Source organism: Ruegeria sp. HKCCA5929 (assembly GCF_013034525.1).
Taxonomy (GTDB): Bacteria; Pseudomonadota; Alphaproteobacteria; order Rhodobacterales; family Rhodobacteraceae; genus Ruegeria.
This window is the reverse complement of sequence record NZ_WQGE01000001.1, coordinates 596,436-608,773: the sequence shown is the minus strand read 5'-3', so window position 1 is coordinate 608,773 and position 12,338 is coordinate 596,436. Positions and strand designations below refer to the sequence as shown.

The 12,338-nt window shown below is 58.5% G+C and carries 13 protein-coding genes; 7 read left to right on the top strand and 6 right to left on the bottom strand.

The window, feature by feature from the left end:
• Positions 1-33 precede the first annotated feature (33 nt).
• The gene (locus GOV90_RS03030; RefSeq protein WP_171090218.1) at positions 34-1,578 is read right to left on the bottom strand and encodes a trimethylamine methyltransferase family protein; all 1,545 of its coding nucleotides are present in this window, start codon (positions 1,576-1,578) and stop codon (positions 34-36) included.
• 400 nt (positions 1,579-1,978) lie between these two features.
• Here GOV90_RS03030 and GOV90_RS03025 point away from each other — a divergent pair, with 400 nt between their 5' ends.
• Positions 1,979-2,509, top strand: coding sequence for an outer membrane protein (locus tag GOV90_RS03025; RefSeq protein ID WP_253284711.1), 531 nt, complete (start codon positions 1,979-1,981; stop codon positions 2,507-2,509).
• Positions 2,510-2,512: 3 nt separating this feature from the next.
• On the opposite strand, the gene GOV90_RS03020 is transcribed toward GOV90_RS03025, so the two are convergent.
• The gene (locus tag GOV90_RS03020) at positions 2,513-3,700 is read right to left on the bottom strand and encodes a pyridoxal phosphate-dependent aminotransferase (RefSeq protein ID WP_171090215.1); all 1,188 of its coding nucleotides are present in this window, start codon (positions 3,698-3,700) and stop codon (positions 2,513-2,515) included.
• Between the two features lie 57 nt (positions 3,701-3,757).
• Entirely contained in the window at positions 3,758-4,102 is a 345-nt protein-coding gene (locus GOV90_RS03015) for an MmcQ/YjbR family DNA-binding protein (RefSeq protein WP_171091167.1), read from the bottom strand.
• Between the two features lie 218 nt (positions 4,103-4,320).
• On the opposite strand from GOV90_RS03015, the gene cysS reads away from it, so the two are divergent.
• From cysS to GOV90_RS03000, 3 genes are read left to right on the top strand one after another with little or no spacing between them, the layout of a single operon-like run.
• The gene (gene cysS / locus GOV90_RS03010; protein WP_171090213.1) at positions 4,321-5,718 is read left to right on the top strand and encodes a cysteine--tRNA ligase; all 1,398 of its coding nucleotides are present in this window, start codon (positions 4,321-4,323) and stop codon (positions 5,716-5,718) included.
• A complete protein-coding gene (gene cimA / locus GOV90_RS03005; protein ID WP_171090211.1) occupies positions 5,718-7,352 on the top strand; it encodes a citramalate synthase in 1,635 nt (544 codons plus the stop codon). Before cysS ends, cimA begins: the two co-directional genes overlap by 1 nt.
• Positions 7,353-7,354: 2 nt before the next feature.
• Positions 7,355-8,131 carry a squalene/phytoene synthase family protein gene (locus GOV90_RS03000; protein ID WP_171091165.1) on the top strand — a complete coding sequence of 259 codons (777 nt, stop codon included), beginning with the start codon at positions 7,355-7,357 and terminating at the stop codon, positions 8,129-8,131.
• Here GOV90_RS03000 and GOV90_RS02995 read toward each other — a convergent pair whose 3' ends face one another.
• The gene (locus GOV90_RS02995; RefSeq protein WP_171090209.1) at positions 8,132-9,358 is read right to left on the bottom strand and encodes an MFS transporter; all 1,227 of its coding nucleotides are present in this window, start codon (positions 9,356-9,358) and stop codon (positions 8,132-8,134) included.
• A 97-nt stretch (positions 9,359-9,455) separates the two neighbouring features.
• Here GOV90_RS02995 and GOV90_RS02990 point away from each other — a divergent pair, with 97 nt between their 5' ends.
• From GOV90_RS02990 to GOV90_RS02980, 3 genes are read left to right on the top strand one after another with little or no spacing between them, the layout of a single operon-like run.
• Positions 9,456-10,088, top strand: coding sequence for a DNA-3-methyladenine glycosylase (locus tag GOV90_RS02990; protein ID WP_171091163.1), 633 nt, complete (start codon positions 9,456-9,458; stop codon positions 10,086-10,088).
• Complete coding sequence (locus tag GOV90_RS02985; RefSeq protein ID WP_171090207.1) at positions 10,085-10,750, top strand: alpha/beta hydrolase; 666 nt, start codon at positions 10,085-10,087, stop codon at positions 10,748-10,750. The genes GOV90_RS02990 and GOV90_RS02985 overlap by 4 nt, the downstream gene beginning before the upstream one ends.
• Before the next feature lie 2 nt (positions 10,751-10,752).
• Positions 10,753-11,241 (top strand): GNAT family N-acetyltransferase, encoded by a 489-nt coding sequence (locus GOV90_RS02980; protein ID WP_256367921.1) that lies wholly within the window; start codon positions 10,753-10,755, stop codon positions 11,239-11,241.
• Here GOV90_RS02980 and GOV90_RS02975 read toward each other — a convergent pair.
• Positions 11,238-11,663, bottom strand: a complete 426-nt coding sequence (locus GOV90_RS02975; RefSeq protein WP_171090205.1) for a VOC family protein — start codon at positions 11,661-11,663, stop codon at positions 11,238-11,240. The two genes, GOV90_RS02980 and GOV90_RS02975, sit on opposite strands and share 4 nt — an antisense overlap.
• Positions 11,664-11,695: 32 nt before the next feature.
• Positions 11,696-12,301: an rRNA large subunit pseudouridine synthase E gene (locus tag GOV90_RS02970; RefSeq protein WP_171091160.1), complete on the bottom strand. Its 606-nt coding sequence runs from the start codon at positions 12,299-12,301 to the stop codon at positions 11,696-11,698.
• Between the last annotated feature and the right edge of the window lie 37 nt (positions 12,302-12,338).

Here is a 12,338-nt window from a genome sequence, read left to right as displayed (position 1 = left end):
CGGCCCGATCATCATCGGGCCGCTTGTTTTCTGTCATCCGGGCAGGTGAATTTTGAACTTTTCGCGCAGCTCAATGTCCAGTAACGGATCGAACTTAGCCTCGGATGGCGCAGACAGGATTTCTTCTTTTCGCGCCGTTGCCTTGTCGATCAGATCGGGCTTGCCAAGCTCGACCCATTCTTTTGGCGACGATCGATCTCCGAATGTGGGGTAAACATAGTCAGCTTGCATCCGGCTGAGCGTAGCTTCCGTTCCAAGATAGTGACCGGGACCGCCCATGCAGACCTCGGCCATCTGGTCCAGAGCGAGGGTATCATCTGTAACCTCGATCCCGCGTACACAGCGTTGGGCCTGACCGATCAGGTCATCGCTAAGGATAAGGCTTTCGAAACAGAAACCCAGCAACGAGGCGTGCATGCCCGCCGCTTCATACACCATGTTCAGACCGGACAGACCCGCCATCACGTTGGAACACATCTGTTCCCAACCGGCCTGCATGTCGGGAAGTTTCGAATCCGATGCCCCTGCGGCCGCACCGCCGGGCAGGTCGTAGAACCGGTGCATCTGTGCGCATCCAGCCGTCAGCAGGGCCTGTTCTCCAGACCCGATGGACATCGCGCCTGTCCGTAGGTCCAGACCAAAGGGCCAAGTGCCAAAAACGGCTGGTGCTCCGGGACTTACGGCGTTTACGTAAACCAAACCAGCAAGGCATTCGGCGGTTGCCTGCGTGATTGCTCCGGCTATTGTCGAGGGCGCGGTGGCACCGGCCATCCCAGCCGAGAGCAGCAGAACAGGCATTCCGGCCTTGATGCATTCCTCCATCACTTCGCAGCTTTCCGTTGCGAATTTCATTGGCGGAACCACAAAGCAGTTCGAATTCGATACAAATGGCCGCTCGCGGTACTTATTCTCACCACCCGCGATCATATAGATCATCTCCATCGCGGGCGCGACGTGGCTGGGTTCCGTGAACGAGGTTCCGACGTGTTTGAAAGTGCCGGAACAGCTGGCGTAGATCGTGTTCAGGTCCATTTCCAGATTGTCCGCGATGTCGCGGCAAACCATGGGCCGTTGAACAAAGTGAATGTTATCAAGTTGTTGGCAGATGCGCGCGGCATCGTGCAAGTCCTGCACGGTTGAATCGCGGTATTCCCGTCCGTGTACGTCGACCATGGACACGGCAGCGCCCGCAGTGCCGTAATGAACCTTGGTTCCCATCAGCTCGAGATCGGTTTTCCCGTCGCGACTGTAGAGCGTGACCGAGCGGTTCGCTTTGGCGATTGTATCTTCGACCAGCGCACGCGGAAACCGGATGCGTCCGTCGTCGCCAAGGGTACAACCGGCGCCCACAAGGTAGTCGATGCCGCTTTGCGGGGCATCCGCCAGCCCAATGGTTTCAAGCGCGGTCAAGGCGGCCTCATGAATGCGTTCAATCTGTGCCTGCGTCAGAACATTCAGAACGCCGCCTTCCATTCCGGAGCGTATAGGGCGCAAATGGTCAGGCAGGGCTGAGGCTCGGGCGGCACGGCGTGCAGCGCGGCCACCGCTGCGTGAAGTGTTGCGGGATTGGTCGTTCATTTCAAAATCCGGTCGTTGTGTGATGCGTTGGGGTGAGGGTAATCCCCCTTACGGTCGCCCCCGCGCGGCACGGCCACGATCCGCACCGATGGTGCGGCTAATCAGGCTGATCTTCCAATCGTGATCTGTCATGTGGCCTCTCAACAACTTCTCAATGCTTTCCAAAATGCTGCGACACAATCTGTCCTGTTTACGACCTTTGTTGGAATTTGCTGACGATTGTGCCGGTAATCTGCCGAGTGGAAGAGTGTTGGTTAGATTTTCTCCCGTTTTGGAAGAATTCTGTTATACTGCATTCACTTACTTTTGAGCGTTACGCTCCTGAAATTGAATTCTGACGGAGTGGATCACAAATTAGAATTCGTTTGCGTCTTTGGATCGAAACAAGAGCGACATAGCTTTGAACCCGTGTGCAAAACCTCTTTCTGTCCTGTTTGCTGCGACCTTCATCGCAAGCGCAAGCCCGGTATCGGCCGAGGATTGGACAGGTGGGTATGTCGGCCTCAGCTTTGGATATGCAGATGCGGACGGACCGGGGGGTGCCAGCGGTGACGATACCGTTTTTGGGGCGCATATCGGGTATGATCAGGACTTTGGCAACTTTGTGCTGGGGGGCGAGTTTGAATACAACCGCCTCTCTCTGGATTTAGGGTCAACCCAGGGTAGCCTGGACAGCATGACTCGTCTGAAGCTGCGCGGTGGATACGATTTCGGCAGCGCTCTTGGGTATGTGGTTGTCGGCGCGGCGCGCGCCGAAACCTCGGTCGATAACGACACAGCAGCCGTTTACGGCATTGGCGTTGCCTATCCGATCGGCGAGAATTTTGTTATCAGCGGCGAGGCGCTGCGTCAGGATTTCGACGATGTCACCCGTTCCAATGGCCGTCTGGATTCCAACGTTTTCAACCTGCGCACCACGTTCCGCTTTTGAACTCTATTCAGCCGCGTGGCGCTTTGCGAGCTGTTCGGCAAATGAACATAGCGTTCTCAGGGCACTCGCAAAACGATCATCATCAACCGTCATGGCCACCCGAATGTGCCCAGCGGCGGCCGCCCCAAAGCTTTCGCCCGGCATGACGGCAATGGCGTGCGAATCGAGCAGAGCGTTGGCAAACCCTTCCCCTGACAATCCGGTCTTGCGCACGTCCAGCATCAGGTACATCGCACCTTGCGCCGGCACCAGGCCAACGGTGTCCTGAGTCTGAAGTATCTTCATCGCCATCGACCGCCGTCGGCGGAACGGGGCGGCGATCTTCTCCTCCAACTCGGACCCTGCGGTCAGCGCAAAACTCGACGCGTCCTGAATGAAGCCCGGCACGCCGTAGGTCGTGTGGGTGGCCAGATTGATCAGATGGGTGATGACTTCTTCTGGACCGACGATCCAGCCACAACGCGACCCCGTCATGGCATGGGATTTGGACATGGACCCTACAACCAGCGTCCGTTCCTTCATGCCGGGCAACGCGCGCGGCGACAGGTGTTCGCCTTCCCAGACTTGCGTGTCATAGACCTCATCTGAAATCAGCCAAAGTCCACGCCGTTGGCAAACTTCTGCAACCGCTTCAAGTGACTGACGGGAATAGACAACTCCGGTCGGATTGTTGGGTGTATTGATCAAAAGCGAAACGGCACCGTCAGCGGCAGAATCAATCCTTTCGGCGCTGGGTTGAAAGGCATCTTCCACCGCGGTCTGAACCGCGCGGGCAACCGCTCCGACCCCGCGAATCGTGCCCGGGTACGTGGCGTAGTAGGGATCGAGGAACAGGCCTACATCGCCCGGATCACAGACAGCCATATGGGCTGCAAACAAGGCTGATTGCCCACCGGGGGTGATCAGAACATTGTTGCGCGTTGTGGGTACACCCGTATGCGTTTGCACACGTGCAGCGACCGTATCGCGTAAAAGATCCGTGCCGGGCACCATGGCATAGCCGGTGTGCCCTTCACGGGCAGAAAGATCCATCGCATGCAGGATCGATGGATCGGTCCGAATGTCATGTTCGCCAATCGTCAACTCGGTGACGGCCTGACCTTCGCTCAGCATCCTTCGGGCGCGATAAAACACGTCCCAGCCGTCGCTGCCACCGCCGGTGATCTGCGTGATGCGTTTTGACAGGTTCATTGGACCGCTCCCGGATTGCCTTTCGCTGAATGGGGCAGAGCGGCACAGCTTTGTCAATCAGCTTCGCGGCGGCAAGGTCGCCTGCAGCTTTTTTGTTAGCGATGCGCGGACAAGGTCGTAAGAAACGGTCAGTCGATGCCGCAGTTCCTCAGCCTCTGCATCGAACGGAAGGCGGACCCAACTGCGATGAAAGTATGGGGCTTTTAAGCCGACACCAGCGTCGATGACCATCTGAGCCGTTTCCACGTCCGGGGTTTTGACGGACACCCCATCATTTGCGATGCCAATACAAGCGAACATCTTGCCACCGACTTTCCATGCATCATGGCCGCCGCCCCATGGGTCAGAAAGCTCGGCCCCCGGGAACTCTTGGCAAATGGAGTTGATGTAGTCGCGGTCCATATCGGGGACTGTGCCCGAGGGGGTGCGTAAACTCAATGCTTGGCTTGGACCTGATCCCGTGCTAACCGATGCACATGAACCCGGTGACCTGCATCATTATCTGCTGCATTACCTGCTGATTTATCAAGCGGGCCGGTTTCTTTCGTTTTCATCCCTGAGACAAGTTGCTAAGCCCGCGCCAACGCGCAAGCACATGCTGTTTCTGAGGAGCACGACCGATGACGACGATCAAGCTGCACAACACGCGGACGCGGACGAAGGAAGACTTCGCTCCGATCGACCCTGAAAATGTGCGGATGTATGTCTGTGGTCCGACAGTCTATGACCGCGCGCATCTGGGCAACGCCCGCCCAGTGGTGGTGTTTGACGTGCTGTATCGTCTGCTGCGCCATGTTTATGGCGCGGATCACGTGACCTATGTGCGCAATTTCACTGACGTGGACGACAAGATCAACGCCACTGCGCTGGCGCGTAAACAGGCGGGCGCGGAAGGCTCGTTAGAGCAGTTGGTGCAGGAGCGTTCCGATGAGACCATCGGCTGGTATCTGCACGACATGGGTGCTTTGGGAACTCTTGAACCCAACGAGATGCCGCGGGCGACCCAATACATAGACCAGATGATTGTGATGATCGAGGAACTGATCGCCAAGGGCCATGCCTATGCCGCCGAAGGCCATGCCCTGTTTGCAGTCGACAGTTGGAAAGAGGGCTATGGCAAGCTGTCGGGCCGTTCGGTTGATGACATGATCGCAGGCGCGCGGGTCGAGGTGGCACCCTATAAGAAGAACCCGATGGATTTTGTGTTGTGGAAACCCTCGACTGACGAACTACCGGGTTGGGACAGCCCGTGGGGGCGGGGGCGTCCGGGCTGGCATATCGAATGCTCGGCCATGAGCTATGAGTTGCTGGGCGAGAGCTTTGACATTCACGGCGGCGGCAACGACCTGATGTTCCCGCACCACGAGAACGAGATCGCGCAAAGCTGCTGCGCGCACCCGGAAGGTGAGTTTGCGCGCTACTGGCTGCACAATGAGATGCTGCAGGTCGAAGGTAAGAAAATGTCCAAATCTCTGGGCAATTTCTTCACCGTGCACGATCTGTTGGAGCAAGGCGTGCCGGGTGAAGTGATCCGGTTTGTGTTCCTGCAAACCCATTACCGCAAGCCGATGGACTGGACCGAGAAAAAGGCGCGTGAGGCCGAAGCGACGTTGCGCAAGTGGCGGGCGCTGACAGCGGGCGTCGAGCCCGCCGCCAGCGCGGCACCTGAGGTGGTAGCAGCGCTGAGCGATGATCTGAACACTGCGGGAGCTATGACCGAGCTTTACCGTCTTGCCTCGGACGGTGACGCAGCGGGGCTGTTGGCGAGCGCGCAGTTGCTGGGGCTGTTGCTGCCAGAGATGGGCGCGTGGGCGGACACGGCATCTGTTGACTTGACTGCACATGCTGACCGTTTGGCCAACGCAAGGGCGACCGCCATGCAGAACAAGGATTTTTCGGAAGTTGACCGCCTCAAGGCCGCATATGTTGCCGCAGGGCTTGAAGTACGCATGAGCAAGGAAGGTGTGGAACTGGTGCCCGGTGCGGGGTTCGATGTCTCCAAACTGGAGGAGGTTTGATGACCAAAGAACGCCTCTACCTTTACGACACCACCTTGCGCGATGGACAACAAACGCAGGGCGTTCAGTTCTCGACCGCTGAAAAGGTGCAGATCGCGCAGGCGCTGGATGCCTTAGGTGTGGACTACATCGAAGGTGGCTGGCCCGGTGCGAACCCGACCGACAGCGCGTTTTTCGAGGCTGCGCCTAAGACCTCGGCCCGTTTGACGGCGTTCGGAATGACCAAGCGGGCAGGGCGCTCGGCTGAGAATGACGATGTGCTTGCAGCCGTGATGAATGCGGGTACGCAGGCCGTCTGTCTGGTGGGCAAGTCGCACGATTATCACGTAACCCATGCGCTGGGGATTTCGCTTGAGGACAATGTCGAGAACGTCCGCGCCTCGGTTGCACATATCGTGGCGCAGGGTCGCGAAGCGCTGTTCGATGCCGAGCATTTCTTTGACGGCTACAAGGACAATCCTGATTATGCGGTCGCGGTCTGTCGCGCCGCGCTGGACGTGGGCGCGCGGTGGGTGGTGCTGTGCGACACCAATGGTGGTGCTTTGCCGTCCGAGGTCGGACGGATTGTGTCAGAAGTGATCTCGGCAGGGCTGCCCGGTGATCGGTTGGGTATTCACACCCATAACGACACGGAGAACGCAGTGGCTTGTTCTCTGGCAGCGGTCGAGGCAGGGGCGCGACAGATTCAGGGTACTCTGAACGGTTTGGGAGAGCGTTGTGGCAATGCCAACCTGACGGCTTTGATTCCGACGCTGCTGCTGAAGGAACCCTATGCTTCTCAGTTTGAGACCGGCGTCAGTCTGGATGCATTGGCGGGGTTGACCCGCATCAGCCGGATGCTGGATGACGTTCTGAACCGGGTTCCCAGCAAACAGGCGGCCTATGTGGGGGCGTCTGCCTTTGCGCATAAGGCCGGGCTGCATGCCAGTGCGATCCTCAAGGATCCGTCGACCTACGAACATGTTGAGCCTGCAAGTGTGGGCAACTCACGCATCATTCCGATGTCGAACCAGGCCGGGCAGTCGAACCTGCGCAAACGTCTGACCGAAGCCGGGCTGAGTGTCGAGGCGGGTGATCCCGCGCTCGGTCGGATCCTTGAACGGATCAAAACGCGCGAAGCGGATGGGTATTCCTATGACACCGCGCAAGCCAGTTTCGAGCTGTTGGCGCGGGACGAGCTGGGACAACTGCCCGAGTTCTTTGAAGTCAAACGCTACAAGGTCACGGTTGAACGGCGGAAGAACAAGTACAACAAGATGGTCAGTCTGTCCGAGGCTGTTGTTGTTGTGAAAGTGGATGGCGAAAAGAAACTGTCCGTCAGCGAATCCATGGATGATTCTGGCAGCGACCGGGGACCGGTGAACGCCCTGTCCAAAGCCTTGGCCAAGGATTTGGGGCGGTATTCGCAAGTCCTGTCAGATATGCGGTTGGTCGACTTCAAGGTGCGGATCACACAAGGCGGGACCGAAGCGGTTACGCGCGTCATCATCGACAGCGAAGATGGGCAGGGGCGGCGCTGGTCCACTGTCGGCGTCAGCGCGAACATAGTCGACGCATCGTTCGAAGCTTTGCTGGATGCAATTCAGTGGAAACTGGTGCGCGATTGCGACCCGCAGAAGGCAGCGGCTGAGTGAGCGTGGTCTTTGACGACGACGTCAAAGCCTGCGCCGCGCTGGTGCAACGGGCTGATCCTGACCGATTCCGTGCCGCAATGGCGGCCCCGGTGGCGGCCCGCGCCGTTCTGTTCCCGATTTATGCGCTGAATGTCGAAGTGGCACGCGCGCCCTGGGTCACGCAGGAACCGATGATAGCCGAGATGCGGCTGCAATGGTGGCGCGACGCCCTACAGGAAATTGCCGAAGGTGCCACCGTTCGACGGCATGAAGTTGTAACACCTTTGTCTCGTGTGCTGTCGCCGCATCTTGCCGGTGTTCTGGATGAATACGTAGCCGTAAGGCGTTGGGATATATACCGTGATCCGTTTGAAGATCAGGGACATTTCGACGCCTATATCAACCACAGCGCCGGGTCGTTGTTTGTGGCTTCGGCTCAAGCGCTGGGAATGGCGGATGAAGTTGTTCTTCGCGACTTTGGTTACGCCGTTGGTGTTGCAAACTGGCTTCGCGCGATTCCCGAACTGGAAAACAGGGGGCGGATTCCCTTGTTGGATGGCACTCCTGATGGGGTGCGTACCCTTGCACAAACTGCGCTGGAGCGATTGAATAAGGCAAGGGCAAACCGGGCTGCGATATCTGCCGAAGCCCGTCCTGCGCTTTCTGCCGGGTGGCAGGCGGACTGGGTATTGAAGCAGGCCGTTGCGCGGCCTGAGCGTGTTGCCGCTGGCGCTTTGATACCGGGCGAAATGCGGCAGCGAGTGTCCCTGATGTGGACGGTCAGCAGCGGGCGCTGGTGATCAGGCCCGTTCCGGGTCGGCGGGACGCAGCACCAGCCACAGCAACGCGCCGCCTGCCAGCGTGAGAAGTGGCACCATGGCCAGGTTCACTGCCGTCCAGCCTTCGATCGCAGAGCCGCCCGAGCAGTTCATCAACCCGCCTGAGGCCAGCGAGGCCAATGTGACACCTCCGAAAACCAGCAGGTCGTTCAGGCCCTGCATCCGGCCACGCTCTTGCGGGTCATGCGAGTCTGCCAGCATCGTGGTTGCGCCGATGAAGCCAAAGTTCCAACCGACGCCCAGAAGAACCAGCGCGAGGAAGAAGTTCCCAAGTTCAACCCCTTGCAAGGCAACAACCCCGGCGCTTGCCAAAATGGCAAGGCCCAGCGCCACGATCTTCTCAACCCCGAAACGGGCGATCAGATGACCGGTAAAGAAACTTGGGATGTACATGGCCAACACATGGCTTGTAACGATATCCGCTGCGTCGTTGGCCGAGAATCCACACCCAACGACGGCCAGCGGGGTCGAGGTCATCACAAGATTCATCAGGGCGTAAGACACCATCGCACAGATAATCGCCACAGCGATACGCGGCGTTTTCAACAACTCAAGCCGAGAACGTCCTTTGGGTTCGTTCTCAGTGGGTTTTGGCGGCGTTGGGATGTCGAGAAAGAAGAACAGGGCAGAGCCCAGAACGTTGATCCCGATCACAGCCAGATAGGTGCCGAGAAACGGGATGACATAGGCCTGAGAGGTGAGTTTCACGATTTGCGGACCAATGATCGCCGCAGCCAAGCCACCGGCCATGACATAGGAGATAGCCTTGGGGCGATAGGCGTCCGACGCTGTGTCCGCAGCGGCGAAACGATAGAACCCGTGAGCGCTCATGTAGATGCCAGTCAGCAGACTGCCCACAAGAAAGACAGGGAAAGACCCAAGGAACAATCCATATGCGCCCACAAGCCCCCCCAATGCGCCCGCAGTTGCACCGACAAGGAACCCCGCGCGCCGGCCCCAACGCTGCATTATGGCTGAGATCGGCGTGGCCGCCAGCATGGATCCCAGAACAATCAGGGAAATGGGCAATGTCGCCAGGCACGGGTTCGAGGCCAGGGACTGGCCTGCCAGCCCGCCGACAATGAACATCATCGGCATTTGTGCGCCCAGAACAGCCTGTGCGGCCACCAAAACGGCCACGTTACGCTTGGCCTGACGGTCATCTGGAGCTGTTGAGGTCATTGTCATGGGCGAATGGTTATCGGCTAAGCGTTTGGGGCACAAGCGACTTGCATCTGCGGCACATGCGCCTAACGTGCCGATGAACGCCGAGCAGGGAGGTCGCATGTCCGTAGGTCGTATTATCGAAACCAACGATTGCGTGGCAGAAGGGGCCGAATGGTTGGCTCAAGCCTGCCCGCGCATGGCGTATGCGATCGAACAGACTGGCCCTTTGCCCCTGCGCCGCCGTCCGGATGGCTTTGCGCAATTGCTGAGCGCAATCGTCAGCCAGCAGGTCAGCGTGGCATCGGCTCGTGCGATCTGGAAACGGTTGCAGGACGCGAAACTGACCGGTCCGCGCAAGATCATGTGGGCCACGGATGAGGATCTGCGCGCTGCGGGCTTGAGCCGCCAAAAGATCCGCTATGCACGGGCGCTGGCTGAGGCGCGCATTGACTTCAAATCGTTGCGCGAAGCGTCTGACGCCGAGGTTGTTGAAACTTTGACGCAAGTGTCCGGGATCGGCGTCTGGACGGCCGAGATCTATGCAATGTTTTCCCTGGGCCGCGCCGACGTGATCGCACCCGGCGATCTGGCGCTGCAAGAAGCCGCGCGTGTCCTCTATGACCTGCCCAAACGCCCAACGGACAAGGAACTGCGCCAAATGGCCGAAGCGTGGTCGCCCTGGCGGTCGGTTGCGGCGCGGGTTCTGTGGGCCTATTACCGGGTTGATAAACAAAGAGAAGGGATCAGATGACACGGGTTTTGAATGCGCTGAGGAAAGAGCCTGTTTCCGGCGACACGCGATCAGTTGTGGTGTTCGTGCATGGCTATGGCGCAAATGGCGCTGACCTGTTGGGGTTGGCCGATCCGCTGGGCGAGCATCTGCCTGACACGCTGTTTGTGGCCCCTGATGCGCCCGAGCAGATTCCAGGAATGCCAAACGGGTTTCAGTGGTTCCCGATTCCGTGGATTGATGGCTCGTCCGAAGAAGAAGCGCGCCGTGGCATAGAAATGGCAGTTGAAGACTTCAACGCTTTTCTGGACGCCCTGATGGTGGACGAAGATGTGCTTCCCGAGCAGGTTGTGCTGTTTGGCTTCAGCCAGGGCACGATGATGAGCTTGCATGTTGCACCACGCCGCGAGGATCCGGTTGCGGGTATCGTCGCCTTTTCTGGCCGGTTGCTGGAACCAGATCTGCTACCCGATGAAACAGTAAGTCGGATGCCGATCCTGCTGGTACATGGCGATGCGGACGATGTCGTGCCGCCACAATCGCTGCCTGAGGCAGCCGAAGCGCTGCAAGCTGCCGATTTCAAAGAGGTCTACGCGCATGTCATGAAAGGTACCGGCCATGGCATTGCTCCGGACGGGCTGAGTGTTGCGCTGGCCTTCATGCGCGACAAGCTGAGTCTGTAGGCGTGATTGCGGTCCGGCCGATGATGCCTGAGGATGTGGCCGCGTCGTGCCGCATCCTCAACCAGATTATCGAGATCGGAGGCACAACGGCGTTCGAAGTTCCATTTTCGGAACCGTTGTTCGCGCAAAGCTATCTGAAGGGCGCAGATAAAATCTGCTGCAATGTCGCGTTGGATGATCAGGGCGAAGTTGCGGGCTTTCAATGGTTGGGTACCCATGACGCGTTGCCCGGGGATTGTGCTGACATCGCAACATTTACACGGCGTATCCCCGCACTGCGCGGAGCCGGACGTGCGCTGTTCCATGAAACGACTAAAGTGGCGGGCTCGCTGGGATTTCGAACAATAAACGCGACAATTCGGGCAGATAATGTTCCGGGTTTAAGCTATTATGAAAAAATGGGTTTCCGGGATTACTCCGTCGCTTATGGTGTCCCGTTGCGCAACGGCACGCCCGTGAACAGAGTTTCAAAACGGTTTGAACTGGGCTAGTCCCACAAGTGACCTTCGGCAAACTCGACTGAGTTTCCAGCCGGGTCACGCACGTACAAAGACCGTGCACCGCTGGGCCAGTCAAATTCGGCGTCCACGGGGATGTTCCAATCCAGCAGGTGTTTGCGCATGGCCGCAATCTCATCGCGTGACAATACAAGACACACATGGCCGGGGCCGCGCGCACCATGAGGTGGGACAGGCATATCAGGGTTTAGAGGCGGCTGTTCCGTTTGGTCGGGGTTAAAGATCAGCAGGACCGACCCGCCAATGCGAAAGAAAACATGGCGATTGTCGACACGCTGTATCCGCTCAAGATTCAGAATCTCGCCGTAAAACTGTTCCGCAGCATCCAGATCGTCTGCGTAAAGCGCTGCCTCCAGTATGGCAGAAGGGGCAGGTATATCTGGCGTGAGTTTCATGCCCCAACTGTATCAGAGCAGGGCAGGTTTTGTCACCGGCGCGGGCGACGGTCTCGTTTGCGCTGAGGCGCGGCATTCAGCGTCGGCATCGGCAGGCTGTCCCATTGACCGGGCTCTAAGTCATCGAGGGTCCAGTCTCCGATGCGATAGCGGATCAGGCGCAGGGTTGGCAGACCCACCGCGGCTGTCATCCGCCGCACTTGCCGGTTCTTGCCCTCGCGGATGGTCAGTTCCAGCCAGCTGTCGGGAACGCTTTTACGCTCTCGGATGGGTGGAATGCGAGGCCAGAGCCCCTCGGGCTCATCAATCTGCCGTACCTTTGCAGGGCGCGTCAGACCATCCTTCAACTCAACCCCGTTGCGCAGCGCTTTTAAAGCTGCCTCATCAGGGTTGCCTTCGACCTGAACCCAATAGGTCTTTGCCATCTTGTGCTTTGGATCAGATATCTGGGCTTGCAGTTTTCCGTGATCTGTCAGCAGCATCAAACCTTCGCTGTCACGATCCAAACGACCGGCGGGATAAACGCCGGGCAGGTCGATGAAATCGGACAGCGTGCTGCGCGGGCTTTCGGCATTGGCGCGGTCGGTGAACTGCGGCAGCACGTCATACGGTTTGTTGAAGCGAATGAACCAGGACATGACCCGCGCATAGCCCGAAGGACGCACCCGACGCAAG

What these genes read in the sequence shown, in the direction of transcription:
- GOV90_RS02970 (WP_171091160.1), bottom strand. Translation starts at nt 12,301, where the DNA reads ATGTCCTGGTTCATTCGCTTCAACAAACCGTATGACGTGCTGCCGCAG.
- GOV90_RS02975 (WP_171090205.1), bottom strand. Translation starts at nt 11,663, where the DNA reads ATGAAACTCACGCCAGATATACCTGCCCCTTCTGCCATACTGGAGGCA.
- GOV90_RS03020 (WP_171090215.1), bottom strand. Translation starts at nt 3,700, where the DNA reads ATGAACCTGTCAAAACGCATCACGCAGATCACCGGCGGTGGCAGCGAC.
- cimA (WP_171090211.1), top strand. Translation starts at nt 5,718, where the DNA reads ATGACCAAAGAACGCCTCTACCTTTACGACACCACCTTGCGCGATGGA.
- cysS (WP_171090213.1), top strand. Translation starts at nt 4,321, where the DNA reads ATGACGACGATCAAGCTGCACAACACGCGGACGCGGACGAAGGAAGAC.
- GOV90_RS02995 (WP_171090209.1), bottom strand. Translation starts at nt 9,358, where the DNA reads ATGACAATGACCTCAACAGCTCCAGATGACCGTCAGGCCAAGCGTAAC.
- GOV90_RS02985 (WP_171090207.1), top strand. Translation starts at nt 10,085, where the DNA reads ATGACACGGGTTTTGAATGCGCTGAGGAAAGAGCCTGTTTCCGGCGAC.
- GOV90_RS03015 (WP_171091167.1), bottom strand. Translation starts at nt 4,102, where the DNA reads ATGGACCGCGACTACATCAACTCCATTTGCCAAGAGTTCCCGGGGGCC.
- GOV90_RS02990 (WP_171091163.1), top strand. Translation starts at nt 9,456, where the DNA reads ATGTCCGTAGGTCGTATTATCGAAACCAACGATTGCGTGGCAGAAGGG.
- GOV90_RS03030 (WP_171090218.1), bottom strand. Translation starts at nt 1,578, where the DNA reads ATGAACGACCAATCCCGCAACACTTCACGCAGCGGTGGCCGCGCTGCA.